Annotated in this window: 19 protein-coding genes; 5 read left to right on the top strand and 14 right to left on the bottom strand. The window is 33.5% G+C overall.

Going from position 1 to position 24,549, the window contains the following annotated elements; all coding sequences use genetic code 11:
- Positions 1–47: 47 nt before the first annotated feature.
- The 14 genes from Ctaglu_RS09295 to ssnA all read right to left on the bottom strand — a co-directional run bounded on the left by Ctaglu_RS09295 (position 48) and on the right by ssnA (position 17,688).
- A complete protein-coding gene (locus Ctaglu_RS09295; RefSeq protein WP_307720478.1) occupies positions 48–1,223 on the bottom strand; it encodes an SAM-dependent methyltransferase in 1,176 nt (391 codons plus the stop codon).
- Positions 1,224–1,473: 250 nt separating this feature from the next.
- Positions 1,474–2,337 (bottom strand): FAD binding domain-containing protein, encoded by an 864-nt coding sequence (locus Ctaglu_RS09290; protein ID WP_125000382.1) that lies wholly within the window; start codon positions 2,335–2,337, stop codon positions 1,474–1,476.
- Between the two features lie 386 nt (positions 2,338–2,723).
- On the bottom strand, positions 2,724–4,034 hold the full coding sequence (locus Ctaglu_RS09285; RefSeq protein ID WP_125000380.1) for a dihydroorotase: 1,311 nt from the start codon (positions 4,032–4,034) through the stop codon (positions 2,724–2,726).
- A 41-nt stretch (positions 4,035–4,075) separates the two neighbouring features.
- On the bottom strand, positions 4,076–4,906 hold the full coding sequence (modA, locus tag Ctaglu_RS09280) for a molybdate ABC transporter substrate-binding protein (RefSeq protein ID WP_125000378.1): 831 nt from the start codon (positions 4,904–4,906) through the stop codon (positions 4,076–4,078).
- Positions 4,899–5,693 (bottom strand): ABC transporter permease, encoded by a 795-nt coding sequence (locus Ctaglu_RS09275; protein ID WP_125000376.1) that lies wholly within the window; start codon positions 5,691–5,693, stop codon positions 4,899–4,901. The genes modA and Ctaglu_RS09275 overlap by 8 nt, the downstream gene beginning before the upstream one ends.
- A gap of 28 nt (positions 5,694–5,721) precedes the next feature.
- Positions 5,722–6,744 (bottom strand): molybdopterin-binding protein, encoded by a 1,023-nt coding sequence (locus Ctaglu_RS09270; protein ID WP_125000374.1) that lies wholly within the window; start codon positions 6,742–6,744, stop codon positions 5,722–5,724.
- Positions 6,745–6,987: 243 nt separating this feature from the next.
- Entirely contained in the window at positions 6,988–7,320 is a 333-nt protein-coding gene (locus tag Ctaglu_RS09265; protein ID WP_125000371.1) for a winged helix-turn-helix domain-containing protein, read from the bottom strand.
- 52 nt (positions 7,321–7,372) lie between these two features.
- Positions 7,373–8,182 (bottom strand): XdhC family protein, encoded by an 810-nt coding sequence (locus Ctaglu_RS09260; RefSeq protein ID WP_125000366.1) that lies wholly within the window; start codon positions 8,180–8,182, stop codon positions 7,373–7,375.
- A gap of 4 nt (positions 8,183–8,186) precedes the next feature.
- Complete coding sequence (gene yqeB / locus Ctaglu_RS09255; RefSeq protein ID WP_125000504.1) at positions 8,187–8,996, bottom strand: selenium-dependent molybdenum cofactor biosynthesis protein YqeB; 810 nt, start codon at positions 8,994–8,996, stop codon at positions 8,187–8,189.
- Positions 8,989–9,582 (bottom strand): molybdenum cofactor cytidylyltransferase, encoded by a 594-nt coding sequence (mocA, locus tag Ctaglu_RS09250; protein ID WP_125000363.1) that lies wholly within the window; start codon positions 9,580–9,582, stop codon positions 8,989–8,991. The genes yqeB and mocA overlap by 8 nt, the downstream gene beginning before the upstream one ends.
- A gap of 200 nt (positions 9,583–9,782) precedes the next feature.
- The gene (yqeC, locus tag Ctaglu_RS09245; protein ID WP_125000360.1) at positions 9,783–10,517 is read right to left on the bottom strand and encodes a selenium cofactor biosynthesis protein YqeC; all 735 of its coding nucleotides are present in this window, start codon (positions 10,515–10,517) and stop codon (positions 9,783–9,785) included.
- A gap of 126 nt (positions 10,518–10,643) precedes the next feature.
- A complete protein-coding gene (gene xdh / locus Ctaglu_RS09240) occupies positions 10,644–13,202 on the bottom strand; it encodes a selenium-dependent xanthine dehydrogenase (RefSeq protein ID WP_125000357.1) in 2,559 nt (852 codons plus the stop codon).
- Positions 13,203–13,324: 122 nt separating this feature from the next.
- Positions 13,325–16,327 carry a putative selenate reductase subunit YgfK gene (gene ygfK / locus Ctaglu_RS09235; RefSeq protein ID WP_125000355.1) on the bottom strand — a complete coding sequence of 1,001 codons (3,003 nt, stop codon included), beginning with the start codon at positions 16,325–16,327 and terminating at the stop codon, positions 13,325–13,327.
- 29 nt (positions 16,328–16,356) lie between these two features.
- Entirely contained in the window at positions 16,357–17,688 is a 1,332-nt protein-coding gene (gene ssnA / locus Ctaglu_RS09230; protein WP_125000353.1) for a putative aminohydrolase SsnA, read from the bottom strand.
- A 397-nt stretch (positions 17,689–18,085) separates the two neighbouring features.
- On the opposite strand from ssnA, the gene dpaL reads away from it, so the two are divergent.
- The 5 genes from dpaL to Ctaglu_RS09205 all read left to right on the top strand — a co-directional run bounded on the left by dpaL (position 18,086) and on the right by Ctaglu_RS09205 (position 24,500).
- Entirely contained in the window at positions 18,086–19,294 is a 1,209-nt protein-coding gene (gene dpaL / locus Ctaglu_RS09225; RefSeq protein ID WP_125000350.1) for a diaminopropionate ammonia-lyase, read from the top strand.
- A gap of 55 nt (positions 19,295–19,349) precedes the next feature.
- Complete coding sequence (locus tag Ctaglu_RS09220) at positions 19,350–20,660, top strand: YgeY family selenium metabolism-linked hydrolase (RefSeq protein WP_125000347.1); 1,311 nt, start codon at positions 19,350–19,352, stop codon at positions 20,658–20,660.
- 240 nt (positions 20,661–20,900) lie between these two features.
- Positions 20,901–22,094: a knotted carbamoyltransferase YgeW gene (ygeW, locus tag Ctaglu_RS09215; RefSeq protein ID WP_125000344.1), complete on the top strand. Its 1,194-nt coding sequence runs from the start codon at positions 20,901–20,903 to the stop codon at positions 22,092–22,094.
- A gap of 94 nt (positions 22,095–22,188) precedes the next feature.
- Positions 22,189–23,118, top strand: coding sequence for a carbamate kinase (arcC, locus tag Ctaglu_RS09210; protein ID WP_125000341.1), 930 nt, complete (start codon positions 22,189–22,191; stop codon positions 23,116–23,118).
- Between the two features lie 29 nt (positions 23,119–23,147).
- Positions 23,148–24,500: a uracil-xanthine permease family protein gene (locus tag Ctaglu_RS09205; RefSeq protein WP_125000338.1), complete on the top strand. Its 1,353-nt coding sequence runs from the start codon at positions 23,148–23,150 to the stop codon at positions 24,498–24,500.
- Positions 24,501–24,549: the final 49 nt, after the last annotated feature.

Below are 24,549 nucleotides of genomic sequence, written 5' to 3'. Positions count from 1 at the left end.
AAAATCTATTTTTGTAATTTTATTATTAAATCTCATAAGGCATTTACCTATTTATACATATACTCTCTTGTGCAAGGCAAATCATTATTTACACCTTTTACAAATAATATTTGGTGAAGATTTATATTAGCACAATTAAAAGATGCTGCACAGGAACTTAAATATAGTCTCCACATTCTTATAAATGTTTCATCTTTACTCTTTTCTATTATAGGAAGAGCATTTTCAAAATTTTCAGCCCAATGTTCCAATGTTTTTCCATAGTGTCTTCTAAGATTTTCTATATCTATTAATTCAAATTTCCGTTCTGCTATATAAGTAATTATGTTTTTAATTCCAGGTATGTCTCCACCTGGAAAAATATATTTATCTATCCATGTGTTTGTACCGCTTTCATTTACTCCCGTTATACAATGAAGTAAAGACAGACCTTTTTCCTTTAAAAGATTATTTACTACATTAAAGTATTCTGGCAAATTTTCTTTTCCTACATGCTCTAGCATTCCTATGCTAACTATTCTATCAAAACTCATATTCTTCAATTCTCTGTAATCTACAAGCCTAACCTGAACTAACTCCTCTAATCCTTCAGCTTTTATTCTTTCATTAGCCTTTTGGAGCTGTTCTGAGCTTAAGGTAATTCCAGTAGCCTTCACTTTATATTGTTTAGCTGCTGAAATTATTAGTTCGCCCCATCCACAACCTATATCAAGTAAGCTTTGACCTTGCTTTAAGTTTAATTTTCTTAAAATATAATCTATTTTGTTCTTTTGAGCTTGATTTAAAGAGTCTGTATCCTTTTCGAAATATGCGCAAGAATAAGTCATATTATCATCTAACCATAATTTATAAAAGTCATTACCAATATCATAATGAAATTGTATGTTATCTTTGCTTTTTTTTATAGTACTTTTTACTATTTTAATTAGTTTTTGATACATCTCACTTTTCCTCAAAAAGCTCTCCTTATTATTATATAAGGATTCTATAACAGACTGTACACTACCTTCTATATCTATTTTTTTAGTCATATATGCTTCTCCTAAGGCTATTGATGGATCATTTATAATATCACCTTTTGGTATTGGCTCATTAAAAATAATTTTAAATTTAGACTCACCTTCACCGTAGTTTTCTTCACTCCCATCCCAAAACACAATTCCAAATGAATCAGAAAACATGTTTTTTAATAAAGTTTTATAAAACAGTTTATCAGCAACCAAAATCTATCACTCCTTATATAAATCTTAAATATAATCCACTAATAATTACTTATGTACCTCATAATAATAAAAACCAGTCTAATTAGGTATAACATTCTTTCCTGTAGCAGTCAAAAGCCAAACACAGAAGCATAGGGCTTAGTAAACGATAATCATAATTTCATAGATATGGAATTGTTTGATTTACTTAGATTTTCTAAAAACATTGCCACCAACATAGCAAATGGCATGTTGGTGGCATTCTGGTGGTCTATTTTTTTGTTGAATTACTATCATAAATACTCACCAAAAACTCCCTCATTAACTGCAAATAAATTTCTTTTTTATACTCAGTTGTAATCTTCTTATCATCAATAGATAATATAATTTTAATATACTCTTGCTCTAAATCTTTCGTAATTATTTCCATTTCTTCCTTACTAAGCCCTTTAAGTCTATCCTCAAGCTCTCTAGACCTTACAGCCATAGCCCCTGCTGATCCAAATGCCATTCTTACATCCACAATTCTCTCATGTTCCAATATATAAAATCCAATAAAAGATGCTTTTGCAAGAGAATTAGATCTTTTTGTGCCTACTTTCTTATAATAAAATGATTTGAACATATTTGTAGGAATTCTAATTTCCACTAGAAGTTCCTCTGCTCTTAAATCTTTTTTACCCCTATCCAAAATAAAATCTGCTATTGCTATTTCTCTTGTTCCACTTAAACACTCTATTATTAATATGGCATCTAAAGCATATAAAATAGGTAATATATCTCCTTCTGATGCCACATTGCATATATTTCCTCCTATAGTAGCAACATTCCTAATAGCTGGAGATGCCATATCTAATATTATTTCACTAAAATAGCTGGGTAATAATATAGTCTCTGCTAATTCAGAAAGTGTACAAGCAGCTCCCATGGATAAATATCTATTATTTATGTCAATATTTTTAAGTTCTTGCAAATGCTTTATAAGGATAATATCACTATCAAGGTCAGATATTCCTTCAGACCATTTCTTTGTTTTTACCATTAAATTAGTGCCACCTGCTAAAATTACACATTTTTTTTGTTTTAAGAGCCCTAAGGCTTCCTGCTTACTTTTAGGTATAAAAGTTTCTGTCATGATTCTTCCCCCTTTTTGAAGCTAGAGAACTTGCTTCTATAATAATATTATTATATCATGCATATATACATAAATCGCCTAATATTTATCCCCATATTTCTCCTTTACCTTATCTATGTTTCTGCTTAATAAATCTTATTATTTTATAACCATCACTGAAATTTAACTCCACATTAAATCATCATCTGAAATATCGTTAAAATGCCAGATACAGGATTATAACTTACGCATTATAAAAATGCTAAAGTTAAATAATATATCTGGCATCAGGATTTCTCACTTGATAGCAACCTTTCGCGTTCATTTTCCACATAATTCATGCAAATTTATATATAGTAATATATACTTTTCCTTATGGCATAATCTAAGAAAAACCTCTTAAATTATTAATATTTAAGTTCTCGACTCAAATATTCACCTTTCCCACCTATGAAAACACCATCTTTAACTACAAATTTACCTTTAGAAATAGTTGAACAAACTTTTCCTGTTATCTCCATATCTTTATATAGATTGTAGTCTACATTTGAATGATTTTCCTTTATAATATACTGTTCATTGTGATCGAATATAACTATATCTGCATCTGATCCTGGAAGCAGGGTTCCTTTTTTAGGATACAATCCATGTACAATTGCAGGATTTTTTGTGAACTTATCAATTACTTTTTCTCCAAACTTTGCATACATAAGTGGGAACGAATATTCTACTCCACCTATACCCATAGGCATTTCATCAATAAATTCTCTATTTTTCTCTGTGGAATTAAAGGGACAATGATCCGTACCTATTGTAAATATATTATCTATTTGATCATTTAATTTTTTCACTTCCCTATCACTTCGAAGAGGTGGAGTCATGGTGTATAAATACCCATCTCTCTGTAAATATTTAGAAGAAGAAAAAACAAAGTAATGTGGACAGCTTTCAAGGATAAAATCCCTATTGAGAATGGACCTATAATTTTCTTTAAGTCTCTCAACGGTTGTCCCACAATTTGTATGCACAATATACATTCTTCCATCTCTATATTTAGTCATTTCAGCAAGCTTTATAACCTCACTTATTTCTGCTATTGCAGGTCTTGATCTTTCATGTTGAATCACAGGTATTTTGCCACCTTCAAGTATTAGTCCATCATTTTCTGAATGTGCTAGTAAAAGAGTTCTTGTTTCTTTAGTATGGCTTAAAAGTCTATCTATAGTTCTATCCTTTGTACGCCTATCAGAACTTGAATAGGTGGTAAATAGTTTTATTGTAGGAATTCCTAAGGCTTTAACTTCATTTATAAAGCTAATAGGCTTCTCATCTAAATCAGCAATAGTTGCATGGAAGGCATAATCAATTACACTATCTGCAGCCAAAGTCCTTCTTAGATTAAAAGCTTTTTTTAATGATGTATTGTTTTTTACTGGGTCTAAGAAATCAATATATGTTGTAATGCCACCAAAGGCTGCAGCTCTTGAGCCCTTATAAAAATCATCCGCTGAGGTGCGCGTGCCTACTGTAAGTTGAAAATGCACATGTGGATCAATAAAACCTGGTAATATATCTCTTCCTTTTGCATCATATTCTTCTTTAGCTTCTAGTACTTCATTGGAAATTGTTGATATTTTATTATCTTTTATATACAAATTTCCTTCATACCAACGCCCATCTATATATATCCTTCCATTTACAATCCCTAAATCAAACATCTACTATCCCTTCCCTTCTATTTATATTACGAATTCTCTTGCTATTTAATGCTATTGAATCCATATTTTTTAAAAATATTTTGAGCTTCTTCTCCTATTAGAAAAGAATAGATCTTTTTAATATATTGATTTTCATTTTTAGCCTTCAATTTACCAATGAAGTACTCTGCACGTACATTATACTTCGGTGCAATTTCCACCACTTTAACCTTATCTTTCACACTTTGTGTAATATCTGATGAATAAACAAATGCTGCATCAGCTTCCCCCATTACAACCTTATTTACCACCTGTTTTACGTTATTTTCCTCTGACACAATGTTATTTAGTACCTTTTTCTCAAATTCTGCTCCAATGCTCCCTGATAAAGAGTGAATTATTTTTCTTGCATAGTCTCCAGCAGGTACTTCCTTCAAGGCTAAAACAAGTTTACATTTATTTTGCAAGTCCTCTACTTTTTCTATATGTGCTGGATTATTCTTTGGCACAATCACAACCATGGAATTATATAATAGGGCTTGTCCTTTAGTGATATATCCCTCTTTTTTTAGTGCATCATAATGCGTCTTGTTTGCCGAAAAGAAAACATCTCCTTCCACTCCCTGCTCTATTTGTAATCTTAATCTGCTTGTGCTGTCCAAATTCAGCTTTACTTTTACCTCTGGATTTTCTTTCTCAAATAACTTTACTATTTCTTGAAGACTTTCTGTTAAAGAAGCTGCTGCGAATACAGTAATTTCTTGTTTAACTACATTCCCTTCCTGTTTTGATTTACATCCCCCGCTTAACATAATTAATAGCAGGCTCATTATAATTGACATTATTCTAATATACCTGATTTTCATCTTTTTTCTTATATATCTATCAAACATTGATATCCTCCTCCGACCTTACAATACATTTTAATATGACCAAAACTCCAATTGATACCACCACTAGACATACTGAAATCCCCATGGATATATTTAGATCCACCTCCATTGCTGTATAAATAGCAAGAGGCAAGGTCTGTGTTTTTCCCGCTAAATTACCTGCAAATAGCATAGTTGCCCCAAATTCTGCAAGTGCTCTTGCCCAAGATAAAATAGCACCAGTTATCAAGGAATTTTTTGATAGTGGCATAGTAATATGATAAAATATTTGTAAATTAGAACCTCCTAAAACCGCTGCTGAATTCTCTAGTTCCCTATCAACCTTTTCAAAACCAGTACGTGCTGCCTGAATAAATATAGGCATTGCTATAAACACCTGCGCTATAACCACCGCTATAAAAGTGAAAGGCAATTGAATACCAAAGGGAGCTAGATGCTTTCCAATAAGTCCATTTCTACCAAATGTAACTAATAATAGTAACCCCGCTACTGCTGGAGGCAATACAAGTGGTAGTTGCATAATTATTTCAACAAATCTCTTGCCCCAAAAGGAGTATCTTGCCATATAGTAAGCTGTTGGCATACCCACTGCTATAATTATTAATAGTGAAAGAAAAGTACTTTTCAAACTAATAATAATTGCCTTCAATACAAAGGAATCCAAAATTAAATTCAGTGACCTCCCCCAAGGAAAAGTGAAAAGTGCAATGATAGGTGTTATTAAAAATAAAACACATATACCGCATATTAAAGCTAAAATTATCCTAAATAATCCTTTGTCTTTCATATCAGCCCTCTATTCTAAGTTTTCTTCCCTAAACTCCTTTTCCAAAGGCACAATCGGGATATTTGCACTCCTCACATTCATTACAAAGCCCGCCATGTCCATAAGCTGCAAAATCAGCAAAGCACAATCTTTCCTTTGCAAGTATCCTTGGCAAAACTAAATCAAAGATAGTTGTTCTACTATACATTACGCAGCCAGGAAGTCCTAAGATTGGAATATCTCCTTTATAGGCTAATAAAAACATTGCTCCTGGAAGCACTGGTGCCCCATAAGTTATAAGCTCTGCTCCTGTTTTTATGATCGCTGAGGGAGTAACATCATCAGGATCCACTGACATACCACCTGTACAAATTACCATTTCAGCGCCCTTGTCTATCCATTCCTGAACTGCTTGTGTTATCTTATTCTCATCATCGGAAAGTATAGATTGTCCAAGCACTTCACAGCCATATTCCTCAACTTTCCTTCTTATTACTGGACCAAAAGCATCTTTTATTCTACCGTGATATACTTCGCTACCAGTAGTAACAATTCCTACTTTCATTGCCACATAAGGTAGGATGCTTACAATTTTCTGCTGTTCCATTAACGCCTCTGCTTTTTTTATCTTATCCTCATCAATTACAAGGGGGATAACTCTTGTTCCTGCAACTTTTTGTCCTTTTTTTACAGGGTAGTTATTGTGTAGTGTAACTAAAATTATCTCCCCTAAGGAGTTAAGCTCATATAATAGCTTTGTATTAATTACAAGAAGTCCATCATACTCCGCTATAAAATTTATTTTGCCTTCTTTTACTTCACTAAAAGTAAGGCCTTGACCTGCTGCACAGGCTCTTAACCTCTCTGCAGCATCATTTTCATGAAGATATCCTTCTTTTTTCTCCCATACAAATAGATTCTCTTTACCTATGGAAAGTAATAATGGTATATCTTCCTCTTTAATTATATGTCCTTTTTTAAATGCTATATCCTTTACTACTCCTGGAATAATCTGAGTAATATCATGACATAAAACGGATCCAACTGCATCTTTTACAGGTATTTTTTTCATATTATACACCCCTAACTTATATTTTTCATTATAACTTCCTTCAATACATCTTCATCTGATTTATGTGAACCGCATCACTTTAACATCCTCCCATATTTTTATTACCCAATTTTCTGTCCTCCCTTGTTTGTGCTTTCAAATTTTCTTTACTCCTCGTAATTCTAGGTAGAAAACAGGTTATGTTTTCTAATACATAACGGTTGCTATAATGAATCCTTTTATTACAAACAATATCAATATGGTTTATTCCTTGAATTTTTTATTGAATAATTCTGTAATGCACTCTCCTACTTCTATTTCAAGTTCATCAAATTTTTTAATCAAAATTCTAACTTCCTCGGTAAGTATAGACCCACCTCCATTTTTACCCCCAATTTGCTTTTCAAGTACCTTTATGCCAGTACCCTTTTCTAAATTTAAAATCATATTCCAAGCTTTTGTATAGGAAAGTTTCATAGAAATTGCTGCCTTTCTTATAGATCCTAATTCATCAATTTTTAAAAGCAACATTTTAGGACCCTTGCCAAAAACCTTTATATTGTCTTCTTTCAAGTAAATTCTCCAATTTACATTCATTTTACTTCTCCTAGTTATTCTAAAATTTTAGCTACATATTCCTATGGTATATCTAAAAATCCACCTTTTTTATATCCTTTAGATGTTGCAATGACCCTTCGTTCTTAACCATTAATATTTCACTCATAATTCCAAAAGCAATTTCATTTGGCTCCTGCGAAGAAATGTTAATTCCTATTGGTGCATATACCTTTTTAAGTGCTTCCCTTCCAATTCCTTCACCTATGAGATTCTTCATAACAAACTCTGTTTTTTTCCTACTTCCAATCATTCCAATATATGAAGCATCAGATTCAGCTGTAACCTTAAGAGCATCAGCGTCACATTTATGACCTCTTGTTACTATTATAATATAGGTATTTTCATCAATAGGATACTGTGAAAGCTTGCCCCCAATGTCGCCTACAATTATCTCATCGGCGGAGTTAAATCGCTTTTCGTTTGCAAATTCTTCCCGATCATCGAATATTACAGTATAAAAATCTATTACCTTTGCTAGCTTAAAGAGTTCTACTCCTATATGGCCTGCCCCTATTATAAGTAGTTTTGATCTAGGTTTAAATATCTTCACATATAAAGTAGCTTTTCCTCCACACTGCATATGCAAATCCCCTTCATCATTCAATTCAAATTCAAATTGCCCATCAGTTTCTTTCTTAATACACTCTATGGCTTTTTCTATGGCCGAATACTCAATATTACCTCCTCCAACACTTCCCTCAATTCTTCCATCTTCCCAAACTGCCATAAGAGATCCTTTTTTTCTAGGCGTAGAACCCTTTATATCTGTAATAGTGACTAATGCTGCCTTATGTCCTTTTGATAAACTTTCATAAATTTCTTTTAAAATTTTCTCTTCCACACCGTTAATCCTCCTTAGATTGATTTATCAAATAAAATATTGCTTCTAATACTCCCCCTGCTATACTTCTTGCTTTATCAGAAATAGTATAACAATTCATTTTTTCTGACAACCTTGGATCAATATCTGCTATTTTAAATCCCGCAACTACTGGGCTTCCACTATGTAAAATCCCTCTTAACAATCCTGATATTTTTGCTTTTACTTCTACATCTCCTATATAGGCAATTACATCATCTTTTTCAACCACATCACCAATATGGAGAACATTTTCCATTATTCCGACGCAAGGTGAATGTATAACTCTTTCTTTAGAATAACCCATGATACTTCCAGGAATCCCTGTATTTTTCGAAGCTCCTCCATGAAAAATTAACCTACCAAGATTATGCCCTCTAGCAGTTTCTATGACTATATCTACATCTTCTCCTGCTATAAATCCAGGTCCAAGAGCAATAGTTATTTCTGCCATATCCCTTATTGTTCCCATGTTTTTCTTAGCAATAATAGCATCCACTACAATTCTAGGCTTTATTTTTTTAATATATTTACCTTCTTGGTCTATAATCACGGGGATTTTTTTATTACTCCAGGCTTTTTCTATTTCACTTAAACAGCATACATGTACAGCTGTAATTCCTTCTATTTCTACTTCTCCCTGATATACCGCTTCACTGAAGGATACATCCCGTCTAATAGCAGTAGGCTTTGGAACTTCTAAAACTAATACCCTAAATCCACTTCTATATAGTTTTTGAATTGTACCAGATGCTAAATCTCCTCCACCACGTATAATGACGACCTCATTAAACATATTCATTATTCTCCTCTAGTTTTAGAATATACTCATAATTTTCATTAGTATCAATATCAAATAGTCCTAAGCTATCACTTATTTCTACAAATTTAACTTTGTCCAAGTTTTTATTTATTATTAGTTTTCCCCCAACATCTCCCTGTAACTGCAAAAACTCTTCTTTAAGACTGTATGGAAATATTACAGGATTCCCACGACTCTTATCACAACGCGGAACAATTATATAGGCTGGATTTTCTGTAAATTCACGAATTAATCTTTTAACTGTATCCCTATCTAAAAAAGGCTGATCTGCCGTAAAAAACATATATCCATCTGTTTGCGCCGCTTGCATTACACCCAGTTTAATAGATTCACTTATTCCTTTATTTGCATTTTCATTTTTAATAACAACTAAACCATACCTATTACCAGTTTCTATTATTTCTTCTTCTCTCCCTACAAGAATTACCTCTGAAAAATCACACTTTTCAATAGTCTCTATAGTGCGCTGGATCAGTGATTTGCCCCTATATTTTAAAAGAAGCTTATTCTTACCCATTCTCCTTGAGTACCCTGCTGCTAGTATTATTGCACTTACCATTATTAATCACCTGCCTTTATCCATAACTAAATAGTTTAAACTTTATTCCTTCTTTTTACTTTTGTTATGTCTGTATTTTAAATATAAATTAGAATCATGAAATTTATCCGGAGTGACTTGCAATAAGAAACGACAAACAATTGAAATTTGATTTAGAAATTCTTGTTTTGAGTTCGATTGCAAGGCACGCAGGAGAAATTTCATACTTTACTGTAATACACATTGTTATTTAAGCTTCCGATAAATACACTATTTAATAATTTTTTATTCTTTAAATTTATTTCTTCAACTAACAGTTCAGCTAATCTTAAATCCTTAGGATCTTCTACTTTATTTATATATAATATTCTTTCCCCTATGGCGCCTTTAAACAATCCTCGTGGATTCACTATTATCTCAGATAGGTGCTCTGATTTAACAATTTCACCTTCATGTGCCCCAGTTATTTCTCGAAATATTTTACTTCTATGAACACTATCCTCATTTATTACCATACCTAATGATTGTATATCCATAATACCTATAGTTTTCGTAGTTTTTCCGTATATAACTGGCTCAAATTCATTCCATGCTTTTAGTCGTTTTTTCTTTGCTCCATCTGCTTCTATTAATATATAGTCAAAATAAGGTGCTAACTCATCTAATTCTTTGTAGCTAAGTCCTAATATTTTATTTTCATCATTTATTCCCAGTCCTAATATATAAATGCCATTTTCCTTCATGTTACAATATTTGTAAAAATCATTTTTATCAGTACAAATAAAATCATATTTATTTAGTGCTGGAGTATATACCTTAGTAGTTGTAGTTACTAAAACCTTGTTACTCCCTCTAAGCTCTTCTGCAAGCTTAAACATCATGGTGGTTTTTCCACCAGCCCCAACAATAGATAAAATATCTTTTTCCACTAGTCCAATATAATTGCTCAGCATCATGCTATCACCTACTTATTGCATATTCAAAAATAACTAGCCAGTACAATAGTTATTTTTTTCACATGCTTGATTTAAATCATATCACTGTTAACGTATTTAATTAACAGTGAACAATAACGCACATTTCTATTTTTTCTTACTATATGGTGTATTCGGAAGAGGTAGCTTGCTTCTAAACTCTCTATCATAGTTATAATATGCACCTGCCACTGCAGGCGCCGTAGGTATTGAACATATCTCCCCTATGCCTTTTGCCCCATAAGCAAGATTAGTATTTCCTCTACCTAGTATAATACATTCTATTTTTGGTGTTTCTGTTGCTTTAAAAAGTCCTAGTGTTCCAAATCTTGCAGTTGGCACGCTACGAACAAGTGGATAATCTTCTGTTAGCGCGTATCCAAGGCTCATAACAACACCGCCTTCAATCTGTCCTTCAATATTTTTAGGATTTATAGGAGTCCCAACATCATGAGCTGCAATAACCTTTTCAATTCTTCCTTCATCATTTAAAATAACAACATGTGTTGCATAGCCATAGGCTACATGGCTTACAGGGTTTTGTTTATTTGAATTCATTTTATCAGTTATTCCTTTAAATTCGCCCTCAAATTCTTGATCCTCTAAGTTTTCTAATGTTTGATAGCTTAATACATCTAGAAGTTTTCTAGCCGCCCTTTTTGCTGCCTCACCTGTGAACAGTGTTTGACGTGAAGCTGTTGTATTTCCAGAATCAGGACAAGTCAAAGTATCTGGGGCCGCATGCACAACTTTATCCGGTGACATATTAAGAGTTTCACAAACTATTTGCGTTAATATAGTTCCAAGTCCTTGTCCAATACAAGCTGCACTGGTATAAATATTTACCTTACCATCCTTTATAATCAGTTTACAACGTCCAATATCAGGAAGTCCAACCCCCACACCACTGTTTTTTATAGCACAGGCTATTCCGGCTTTAGGATTTTGAAGACATATCTCTTTTACTGCATCTAGTGTTTCCACAATAGATGTGGATGAGTCTGCAATTTGACCATTAGGCATTACTTGTCCAGGCCTAATGGCATTTCTATATCTTATTTCAAAGGGAGTTATTCCTGCCATTTCTGCAAGCTGATTTAAATTAGACTCTATTGCAAAGCAACTTTGTGTTACCCCAAAACCTCTAAAGGCACCAGCTGGCGGATTATTTGTATATACCGCTTTCCCAATTATATCAATGTTTTGATAATTATAAGGGCCCGCTGCATGAGTACATGCCCTTTGTAGCACAGGTCCGCCTAGTGATGCATAGGCTCCTGTATCAGCTATTATGATAGCTTTCATAGCAGTCAAATATCCATTTTCATCGCAAGCAGTTGTAACCTCCATCTCCATAGCATGACGTTTTGGATGTATCATTATACTTTCACTGCGACTTAATGCAAATTTCACAGGCTTGTTAGATAAAAAGCTAAGAATTGCTGCATGGTGTTGAACGCTCATATCCTCTTTTCCGCCAAAACCACCACCAACTATTTTACTTATAACTCTTACTTTACTTTGATCCATTCCCAGGGCTTCTGCACATTCCTTACGCGTTTGATAAATTCCTTGGTCTGCACAATATATTATCATCCCACCATTACCATCTTGCGCAGCAATTGCTGCTTCTGTTTCTAGAAAAGCATGTTCTGTAAATGGTGTACTGTATTTATTTGTTACAACATATTTTGAATTTTTTATATGTTTATCTGCATTACCGAATACTAAATTTTCAGTTGTAAGTACATTACCACTTGCGTGTATTTGCGGAGCATCACCCTTTAGTGCCTCTTCTGGGCATGTAACTGGTGTTAATTCTTCAAAATCAATTTTAACTAGTGATTTAGCTTTTTCTAGTATTTCTGGTGAATCGGCAGCTATTAGAACTATAGCATCTCCAATGCAGTGAGTTATCTTTCCCACTGGTATTAATACATCCCAGTCCTTTACAATATGACCAATCTTTTGATTTCCGGGAAGTTCGTTTGCTGTTATTACTGCATGAACCCCTTTTAAATTTTTAGCTTCACTAATATCTATAGACTTTACTAAAGCACGGGGATATTTAGTTCTAACTGCTCCCCCGTAAATTAAACCATCTATACGCATATCATCTACATATTCTGCTATGCCAAGTACTTTGTCCACAGCATCAACTCTATTTAATTTTTCTCCCACTATGCCTTTGCAAGTACAGTTAGGTACCTCTGTATTTTCTCGTATTAGCTTTGCAGCCAGCTTCACAGCTTCAATTATTTTTACATATCCAGTGCAACGACAAATATTATTTTTCAAAGCATTTTTTATCTCAATCTCAGTTGGATTTTCTACCTTATCAATAAGACCTTTTGCACTTATAACCATTCCGGGAGTACAAAAACCACACTGAACTGCACCTGCCTCCATAAACGCGTATCCATATACGTCTTTTTCTCTGCCTGTTAGACCATCAACAGTTATAATGTTTTTATCTACAAGCTTGCTTGTTTTTAGCACACATGCTTTTTTTGCCACGCCATCAACTAAAACCATACAAGTTCCACAGGCCCCCTCAGAGCACCCATTCTTAACTGATGTTAAATTCAAGTCTTCTCTTAAAAAAGTAATTAATTTTTTATCTTCTTTTGCATAAACCTTATCCCCATTTACAACAAAATTAAACATTAGTGCCCCTCCTTTTATATATTTTCCAAAAGGGATCACTTTCAACTTATAGTGATCCCTTTTGGAGTTACAATACTTCCACCTTTTATAATAATTGACCTCTAATTTTACCTAATGGATTCTTAAACCATATAGTTATAATTTGAAATTACAGCCCAAATCATATTCTCAATATCTTTAGGTATTCCTGTATTGCTTGAATTAAGATTAACTTCTAAAACCTTATCTTGTAATCTAACTCTTACATTTTTTTTATCGCTATCTATTAATACAAATCCCATGTTTTCGCTATTTTCAAAGTCTGAAACTTTAGCAAATAATGTGAACTTTTCTTTGTATGGAGCACTATCATAAGGACAGAACATTTCACAGTTTCCACACTCATTACACATTTTATCAACGTGAATTATCTGATGCATACTATTTCCTTTTACTTTTATAGCAATATTGGCACGATTAGGACATACATCAACACATGCTTCACATACTGTTGAACATTGAAGACATCTTTCACATTCTGCTTTACCACTCAGGGACATTTTCAGTATACCTTTTTTAGCCATTATGGCTTCAATATTTGTGTTTGTCTCAGGTAATTCCACTTCCAAATCATGGTTTTTTTCTTGTTTAACTACAGCTCTTGCAACTTTTGTTGCATCTGCTATTCCTTCTACTACAGTAGCAGGTCCGTGTAGCCCATCTCCTGCCACATATACCCCTTTAATATTTGTTTCTAATGTTATAACGTCTACAATAGCTTGCTCTTTTTCATTTACATTAATATTATTTTCTTTAAATATTACAGCATCTACCTTCTCACCAACTGCTGATATAACAATATCTGCTTGTATATCTATCATCTTGCCACTTGCAACTGGTCTTCTTCTACCACTTTCATCTAGCTGTCCTAGTTCCATAATCTCACAACTGAGAACACCTTTTGTAATTTTAACTGGTGCTAGTAATTCCTTGAATTCTACTCCCTCTTCAATTGCTAGCTGCAATTCTTCCATATCCGCAGGCATGTATTTTTTAGTTCTACGATAAACTAAATATACATTTTCTACTCCTTCTGCTCTTTTAGCTGCTCTAGCTGCGTCCATAGCCGTGTTACCACCACCTACTACAACTACATTTTTTCCAAGGTTTAATGTACTATCTTTACTTCTTAATCTCTCTAAAAATTGTAGTACATTAATTACATTTTCACCTTCAATGTTTAACTTACCTGGTTTCCACGCACCAATAGCAAATAAGACATATTTATATCCAAGTTTTTTCAAATTCTCTACAGAATTCTGCTCTGAATTTAACTCAACTTTAACTCCCAGGCTACAAACAAGATTGATGTCCTTTTGCACAGTCTCATGTGGCAGTCTAAATTCCGGAACAATATGGCTGACTATTCCTCCTAAAGCATTTCTTTTCTCGAAGATAGTTACATCCATTCCTTCTCTTGCAAGGAAATATGCTGCTGCAAGACCTGTAGTTCCTCCACCGACTATGGCTACTCGTCCACCACTCTTTTCTGTTTTCACAAGTTCATTTAATAAATCCTCATATGCATTTTCTGCTGCTTGTAATTTTATATTTCTTATATTAACGGACTCATCGCAGAAATTTCTAGTGCATTTGCCCATACATGCATGGCTACATATTGTTCCCGTAATAAATGGGAGTGGGTTTTTTTCTACTATAACCCTTAGCGCTTCAAGATGTTTACCTTTATCTACAAAATTTATATATTCTGGAATATTTTGAGATATAGGACATCCCTCTTCACATGCTGAAATAAAACAATCAGCTAATGGTACTTTTTTATTTATTTTGCCAGTATAATTTGGTTTTATAGGTTTTATATGATGAATATCTTTTACTGATTCATCTTTTAACTCATTTAATTTTTCATTATTCATAACATATTTATTTGCATATTCTAACTTACTTAATTTTTCAGCAATTTGAACACATCTTTGATATCCGCCAACCTTTAACATTGTTGTTGCTATAGTTATAGGCCATATTCCAGTTTCAAATATACTATTTATATTAAAAAAATCTGCTCCACCTGAATAAGATATTTTTAATTTCCCATCAAATTCATTTGATAGCCTAGATGCCATCGCTATGGAAAGAGGATATAGAGATTTTCCTGACATATACATCTCATCGCCTGGTAATTCTGCATTTTTAATAAGCGCTGGAAAAGTATTAGTTAATTTAACACCAAAGGACAATCCCTTTTGGCTTGCTAAATCTTGCAGTTTTCTAAACATAACAATAGCATCATCAAATTGTAAGTCCTCCTGGAAATGATGCTCATCAAATGAAACATAATCAAATCCAATACTATCTAAAGTTTTACGTACAAACTCATACCCTAATAAAGTAGGATTACATTTCACATAAGTGTTTAGTCCTTTTTCATTTAATAGATATGTTGCAATATGTTCAATTTCTTTTGATGGACATCCATGTAATGTTGATAGTGTTATTGATCTACATACCCTAGGTGATATACTTTCAACATACTCTTTATCTATATTTTTAAATTTTTCTATATTGTCTAATACATACTGCCTGCATTCTCTCCAGATATTACTCTTAGATGCATCCTTAAGCCCCATAATAAATTCATCTATTTTAGGTGAAGAAATTCCTTCAAAATCATATCCTACACTCATATTAAAAATAAAGCCATCTGGACTTCCTAGTTCTAACTCTTTTGATAATATTTTTAGTGCAAACCAAGCTTTAATGTATTCAGCATATGCTTCTTGAACTCTAAGTTCTGTTGACCATTCTACGTTATAACACTCATCTTCTGCTTTTATGCATGGCTTTGATACAGGTAAATCTTCACCATCAAGAGTTTGTACTGTTTTTAATTCGAAGAATCTACATCCAGAAACGTAAGCTGCAATTATATTTTGTGCTAACTGTGTATGTGGACCAGCTGCTGGTCCAAAAGGAGTTTCAATTTTTTCTCCGAATATTTCAAGCACCTTATCATCCTGCTTTTTAAAAAATTTATTCACTCCAAATATCTTGCCGTACTTTTTATTTTCGTAAGTTATCCATTCCATTAATTCTTTAAATGGAATAGGTGTCATTCTATCACCCATAGTTAATACCCCCTAATTTAAATTTATTTTTAACTGTTTATTTTATTCCATAATTTATTTGATACTTCTCTTGATTTGGCCATAATTTTCTCAGAATCAGCAACCATAATTTTACGGTCCTTCATAAGAACTTTACCATTTATCACGGTAGTTGTTACACATCTTCCATTAATTCCAAATAAGATATGGGAGTTTGCATTATCCGCATTTAATGGTGTTAGTGGATCATATTCTGCTACTATAATGTCAGCATATGCTCCTTTTTTTATAACTCCAACAGGTTTTTCAAAAAATCTATTGGCAATCTTTGCATTGTTATCAAAAATCATTAGTGGTACTTCTGCCCATGCAACAGTCGGATCACAGTTATGGTGCTTGTGCAAAATATTTGCAACCTTCATAGATTCAAACATGTCGCTGGTGTATCCATCAGTTCCAAGCCCTACAGTCAATCCTTTTCGTGCAAACTCTAGCACAGGTGTGCATCCAACAGCATTACCCATATTAGATTCTGGATTATGTACAACCATTGTATCTGTTTCCTTTAGTAAATCGATTTCAGCCGGGTTAATATGTATACAATGAACAGCAATAGTTTTGCTACCCAAAATATCAAGGTCAAATAAATGATTCACTAATCTTTTATTGTATTTTTTTAATGAATCGTATACATCATCTATACCTTCTGCTGTATGCACATGATATCCAGCATCATAAGGCATATTTTGCGCACAATATTCTAGAGTCTTATTACTTAACGTAAATGATGCATGAAGTCCCATCATACCCTTTTGCATATCAGAAGAATCCTTTTTAGCTGCCTTCATGAATTGAACGTTTTCACTAACAGCTTGTCTCATTTTTTCTTGTCCATCTCTATCAGAAACTTCATAACATAGAGATGTACGAATGCCAAGTTCTTTAGCGGCGTCCGATATTTGAAATAGACTTCCTTCAATGCTACCGTAACTTGCATGATGGTCAAAAACAGTTGTAACACCATTTCTTATACAATCTATATAAGTTGAATAGGCACTATATTTTGTATCTTCTAAGGTTAAAGACCTATCTATTTTCCACCACATTCCCGAAAGTATGTCTCCAAAACTTTTAGGGTTATAACCATTAATAGAAAGTCCCCTTGCAAATGCACTATATATATGATGATGAGTATTAATCATTCCTGGCATAATTAAACCATTTTTAGCATCTACAAACTCAGCACCCTCATACTTTTTCTTCATTTGCTGCGTGCTTCCCAGGTCAACAATAATATTAGCATCAATACATACACAGCCATCCTCAATAAATGTATTATCAGCATCTCTCGTCAATAACTTACCATTACCTATTAATATCATAATACTCCTCCTAAAATATATTTATAATTCTAAAACAATACATGACCAATTAATTGATTATTCTTATTAATTCTTTAAATTCATTCTATCACCGTTTTCCTATTTTAGTCAATTTGTTTTAAAAAATATTTTTGTAAATAAAAAATATTTTTGCAAAAATTGTTGATTTTAGAAATAAATATTGATATACTGAATTTATAAAATATTTATAAGATTCTTTTAACTCTAGATTTTTTATCTAAACAGAGGAATTTTTAAAAAAATTATACAGCCCAATTTCATTAATAACTAAAGAATAAAACATATAGGCTATATAATATAACACTATAAAATTAAATTCATATTAAAATGAATTTAATTAACGACAACGTAGCTTAATAACTTAGGAGGTTCTATTATGAACAAAATAAAGTGGGTATCAAATGAACTACCCAAAACCGATAATAATATGCTAAATATAATGTCACCTGAAAAAATTGCTAAGGCAGCTTCTTTTCATAAAAGCTTCCCCGAGTATACTAAAACACCTTTAGCTAAACTAGATAATATGGCTAAATTCCTTGGTCTTAAAAATCTGTATGTAAAAGATGAATCTTATAGATTTGGCTTAAATGCTTTTAAAGTCTTAGGTGGTTCTTTTGCTATAGGGTGTTACATATCAAAAAAATTAGGTAAAGATATATCACAGCTTCCTTACAATACTATTACATCAAAAGAAGTTCTTAAAGACTTTGGACAAACAACCTTCTTCACAGCAACTGATGGAAATCACGGAAGAGGTCTTGCCTGGGCAGCTAATAGATTAAACCAAAAATGTGTTGTCTTTATGCCAAAAGGTTCATCAGAAATTAGACTTAAAAACATTCAAAAAGAAAATGCTATAGCTACAATAGAAGATGTAAATTACGATGAATGTGTTCGTATTGCAATGGCTGAATCCGCAAAAGTTCCTGGTTCTGTAGTTATTCAAGATACCGCTTGGGAAGGTTACGAAGAAATTCCTACTTGGATTATGCAGGGTTATGGAACAATGGCAATGGAAGCTAACGAGCAATTGCATGATAATAATTGTGATGCACCAACTCATATTTTTATACAAGCAGGCGTAGGTTCTCTTGCTGGTGCAGTTCAAGGATATTTTGCAAACGTTTATCCCAATAATCCACCAATAGTCACTGTGGTAGAACCAAATAAAGCAGATTGTATATTCCGTTCTGCTTCAGCTAAAGATGGAGATATAAGAATTGTTACTGATGATATGCAAACAATTATGGCAGGACTTGCCTGTGGTGAACCAAATACAATAGCATGGGACATTTTGAAAAATAATAGTTCATTCTTTGTATCTTGCCCAGATAATATTTCTGCTAAAGGTATGAGAACATACGCTGTACCTCTTAAGGGAGATCCTAAAGTTATTTCTGGTGAATCTGGTGCTGTAACAATGGGTGTTCTATTTGAAATCATGAAAAATGATGAGCTAAAAGATTTAAAAGAAGCTCTGAAGCTTGATGAAAATTCAAAAGTTCTATTGTTTTCAACAGAAGGAAATACTGACCCAGATTTTTTCCGTGAAATCGTTTGGAATGGTGATTATTCATCATAATAATATATATTAATATTAGGTAAAAAATTTATACTAATTATAGGAGGAATGTATTATGGATTTTAACGCTATTAAAGAAAAATCAGAGGGCTATAAAGCACAAATGACAAAATTTTTACGTGACTTAATTGCTATCCCTGGGGAAAGTTGTGGTGAAGAAGGTGTTGTTAAAAGAATAGAGCAAGAAATGATTTCTCTTGGTTTTGACAAAGTAGAAATTGATCCACAGGGAAATGTTTTAGGTTATGTTGGAACAGGTAAAACTCTTATAGCTTTTGATGCTCATATTGACACTGTTGGTCTTGGAGAGCTTTCTAACTGGACTTTTGATCCTTATATAGGTTTTGAAACTGAGGAAGAAATCGGTGGACGTGGTACGTCTGACCAACTTGGCGGTATCGTATCAGCTGTATACGGCGCTAAGATAATGAAAGATCTTGACATGTTAAGCGAAGACTACACAGCTCTCGTAGTTGGATCAGTACAGGAAGAGGACTGTGACGGAAACTGCTGGCTTCACATCATAGAACAAGACAAAATCAAACCTGAATTCGTTGTAAGCACAGAGCCAACTGATAGCGGTATCTACAGAGGACATAGAGGACGTATGGAAATCCGTGTTGATGTTAAGGGTGTTTCATGCCACGGTTCAGCTCCAGAAAGAGGAGATAACGCAATCTACAAAATGGCTGAAATTTTAATGGATATCAAAAACCTTAACACAAATGATGCTTCTGATTCTACAGAAATCAAAGGTCTCGTAAAAATGTTAGATAAAAAATATAACCCTAAATTCGAAGAAGCGAAGTTTTTAGGACGTGGTACTGTAACTACATCAGAAATATTCTTTACTTCACCAAGCCGTTGCGCTGTAGCTGACTCTTGCTCCGTTTCATTAGATCGTCGTATGACATCTGGAGAAACCTTTGAAAGTTGCTTAGAAGAAATTCGTAAGCTTCCAGCTGCTAAAAAATACAACGCTGAAGTTACTATGTATAAATATGACAAAAAAAGTTGGACTGGACTTTCATACCCTCAGGATTGCTACTTCCCTACATGGGTTATTCCTGAAGATCATGCTGTTGTTAAGGCAATGGAAGAATCATACAAAGGAATGTTCGGAACAACAAGAAGCGGTTCTACTAGCACTGATGAAATGAGAAAAGCTCGTCCACTTACTGATAAATGGACATTCTCAACAAACGGTGTTGCTATAATGGGTCGTCATGGAATACCATGCATAGGATTCGGACCTGGTGCAGAATCTCAAGCACATGCTCCAAATGAAGTAACTTGGAAAGCAGACCTTGTTCGCTGTGCTGCTGTATATGCTGCTCTTCCAACAATTTATTGTAAAAATAAATAAAGTCATATGTTGCTAGAAATGCTATCTCTCTTCACTAAGCAATTCTAATCGGATTTTATTAAAATATCCTAAAAATCATAAACTCGCTATCGCTCAAACATATGATTTTCTTAACGGCTACTTCAATAAAATCCGTTAAGAATTGCTAAGTTCGTTCAAATAGCATTTTACACAACATATGACTTTTTAGCGTGCTAAAAGATGGAATAAATAATCTTAAATAAAAAGGGGACTATTAAAATGGCTTTAATGGATAAATACGTAACAAAACTTGACTCCTTAGATTTTAAAAAAATGTATAACAATGATTTTCTACTTACATGGGAAAAAACAAAAGATGAATTAGAAGCAGTTTTTACTGTTGCAGAAGCTCTTAAAGAATTAAGAGTAAATAATATATCATCAAAGATTTTTGATAGTGGACTTGGAATTTCACTATTCCGTGACAATTCAACTCGTACAAGATTTAGCTTTGCTTCTGCTTGTAACCTCCTTGGTCTTGAAGTTCAAGATCTTGATGAAGGAAAATCTCAAATTGCACATGGTGAAACAGTAAGAGAAACGGCTAACATGATCTCTTTCATGGCAGATGTTATAGGAATCCGTGATGATATGTATATCGGAAAAGGCAATACTTATATGAGAGACGTATCTAAATATGTACAAGAAGGTAATGCAGAAGGCACTTTAGAACAACGACCAACTCTTGTTAGCTTGCAATGTGATATAGATCACCCTACTCAATGTATGGCTGATGCTCTTCATATCATTAATGAATTTGGCGGAATTGAAAATTTAAAAGGTAAAAAAATAGCTATGTCCTGGGCATATTCTCCATCATATGGTAAACCACTCTCAGTTCCTCAAGGAATAATAGGACTTTTAACTCGTTTCGGTATGGATGTTGTTCTTGCACACCCTGAAGGTTACGAAGTTATGAATGAGGTAGAAGAAATTGCAATGAAAAATGCTAAAGAATCTGGTGGTTCATTTACAAAAACAAATTCTATGGAAGAAGCATTCAAAGATGCTGACATAGTTTATCCTAAGAGCTGGGCTCCATTTATTGCTATGGAAAAACGTACAGATTTATATGCAAAAGGTGATAAGGCTGGTATAAATTCACTTGAAAAAGAACTGCTTGCACAAAATGCTGAGCATAAAGATTGGCAGTGTACTGAAGAGCTTATGAAAACAACAAAAGATGGAAAAGCACTTTATCTTCACTGCCTTCCCGCTGACATCTCAGGACTTAGCTGCGAAGTCGGAGAAGTTGACGCTTCTGTATTTGATCGTTACCGTAAACCACTTTATAGAGAAGCTAGTTATAAACCTTATGCAATCGCTTCCATGATCTTTTTAAGTAAAATTAAAAATCCACAGGGAGTTTTATCTATGCTTGAGAAAAACAATAAAAGCCGTAAAATAAAATAATTTTTTAGTTTACTTTTATAGTGAAAGGCTAGAGTGGATTATAAATTCTACCTAGCCTTTTACTATATAAAATTAGTTTTAGGAGGATAATATTATGAAGAAAAAAATAGTAATTGCATTAGGTGGTAATGCTCTTGGAACTAATTTAGAGGAGCAAATGGTGGCTGTAAAATCTACTGCTATAGCTATAGTCGATCTTATAGAAGCTGGAAATGAAGTTGTTATATCTCACGGAAACGGGCCTCAGGTTGGTATGATTAATATTGCTATGAGTGAATTACATAAAAATAATCCTAAATATTCACTATGCCCTATGTCTGTATGTGTTGCAATGAGCCAAGCTTATATTGGTTACGATTTGCAAAATGCGCTTAGAGAAGAACTTCTCAGCCGCAATATAACCAAAAGTGTTTCAACAATAATAACACAAGTTGAAGTAAACCCGAAGGACAAAGCCTTTGAAAATCCAACAAAACCTATTGGAAGTTTCATGACAAAAGAAGAAGCTGATATTTCCATGAAAAGTGGTAAAGTGGTTATTGAAGATGCAGGTCGTGGATATAGAGAAGTCATTGCTTCGCCAAAACCAGTAGGTATTATTGAAATTGAAACAATAAAATCATTAGTTGAAATGGGACAAGTTGTTATCGCCTGTGGCGGTGGTGGTATACCTGTTATAAAAGAAGGTAATCATCTAAAAGGCGTAAACGCTGTCATCGATAAAGACTTTGCTAGTTGTACTCTTGCAAAAGAACTCCATGCAGATTGTCTTATTATTTTAACAGCCGTAGAGAAAGTTGCTATAAACTTTGGAAAACCAAATGAAAAATGGCTCCATAATATTACAACTGCTGAAATTAAACAGTATGCAAAGGAAGGACATTTTGCACCTGGTTCAATGCTACCTAAAGTAGAAGCTGCAATTGATTTTGCCTCATCAAAAGATGGAAGATATTCACTTATAACACTACTTGAAAAGGCTAAGGATGGTATAGCAGGCATTACAGGTACTATTATAACGTAATGCAAATCAAATTCTGAGGGGGAGTTTTTATGAGTTCTAATCAAAAGTCTTTATTATTTCAATTTGATGGTAAGCCTTCACTCAAAGAAATTATACCATTAGGCCTACAGCATGTTGTTGCTATGTTTGTTGGATGTGTTACACCCGCTCTTATAATTGCTGGAATTGCTAATCTTAATGCGACCGACAAAATTTTGCTTGTACAATCCTCACTGTTTTTTGCTGGCATAGCAACTTTAATTCAAATTTTTCCACTAGGTAAAGTTATTGGTTCCAAATTACCTGTAATGATGGGAGTAAGTTTTGCATACGTTCCAACCCTGGCTGCTATTACAGGTGAATTTAATATTGCCACGGTTTTTGGGGCCCAAATAGTAGGTGGTTTAGTTGCGATAATTTTCGGAATATTCTTAAAGAAACTTATAAAATTCTTTCCACCGCTTGTTACTGGTACAGTTATATTCGCCATAGGATTATCCCTGTATTCAGTTGCTATTAAATATATAGCTGGTGGTGTTGGTTCTGCAACTTTTGGTTCTCCTAAAAACTGGGTTGTTGCTCTAGTGACACTTTCTGTTGTAATATTTCTAAATTTCTTTACTAAGGGAGCTTTAAAATTAGCATCTATTTTAATAGGTATGATAGTAGGATATGTTATTGCTATATTTCTTGGAATGGTATCCTTTGATGCCATTGCTTCCGCAGGACTTTTTCAAGCTCCAAAACCACTACATTTCGGTATAAGCTTTAATACTACAGCTATAATATCTATGGCTATAATGTATGTTGTAAACTCTGTTCAAGCTATAGGTGAGTTATCAGTTATAACACTTGGGGGCATGAATAGAACTCCTACTGACAAAGAGCTTTCTGGTGGTATTATTGGAAACGGATTTTCAAGCATACTTGGTGCACTATTTGGTTGTATGCCAACTTCAACCTATGGCCAAAATGCCGGTATAATAACTACAAATAAAGTTATCAATAAGTGGGTATTCGTTTTTGCTTCTTTTGTTGTAATTTTAGCAGGTCTTATTCCTAAATTTGCTTCACTGCTTACAACTATTCCTCAATGTGTACTTGGTGGCGCAACGATCTCTGTTTTTGCCACAATAACAATGACAGGGATTAAAATGATTACTTCAAATGAGCTTACAATGAGAAACTCAGCGATTGTAGGAATTGCAATTGCACTCGGTGTAGGTATTGTTGAAGTTCCTAATTCATTTGCTCTATTCCCAACATGGTTTATATCTATATTCGGTAAATCATCCATTGTTGTTACAACATTAGTTGCAATAGCACTGAATCTTATCTTACCTAAAGATAAACCTGAAGATGCTATTATTACTAAAGCTAACTGCCAAACAAAAGGCATGTAAATAAAAAACAATTCGCATTATTAGATAAAGCGAATTGTTTTTTTATTTC

The organism is Clostridium tagluense (assembly GCF_003865095.1).
Lineage (GTDB): Bacteria > Bacillota > Clostridia > Clostridiales > Clostridiaceae > Clostridium_AD > Clostridium_AD tagluense.
Note: the sequence above shows the minus strand (reverse complement) of the source record. Positions and strands in the feature narration are given on the sequence as shown.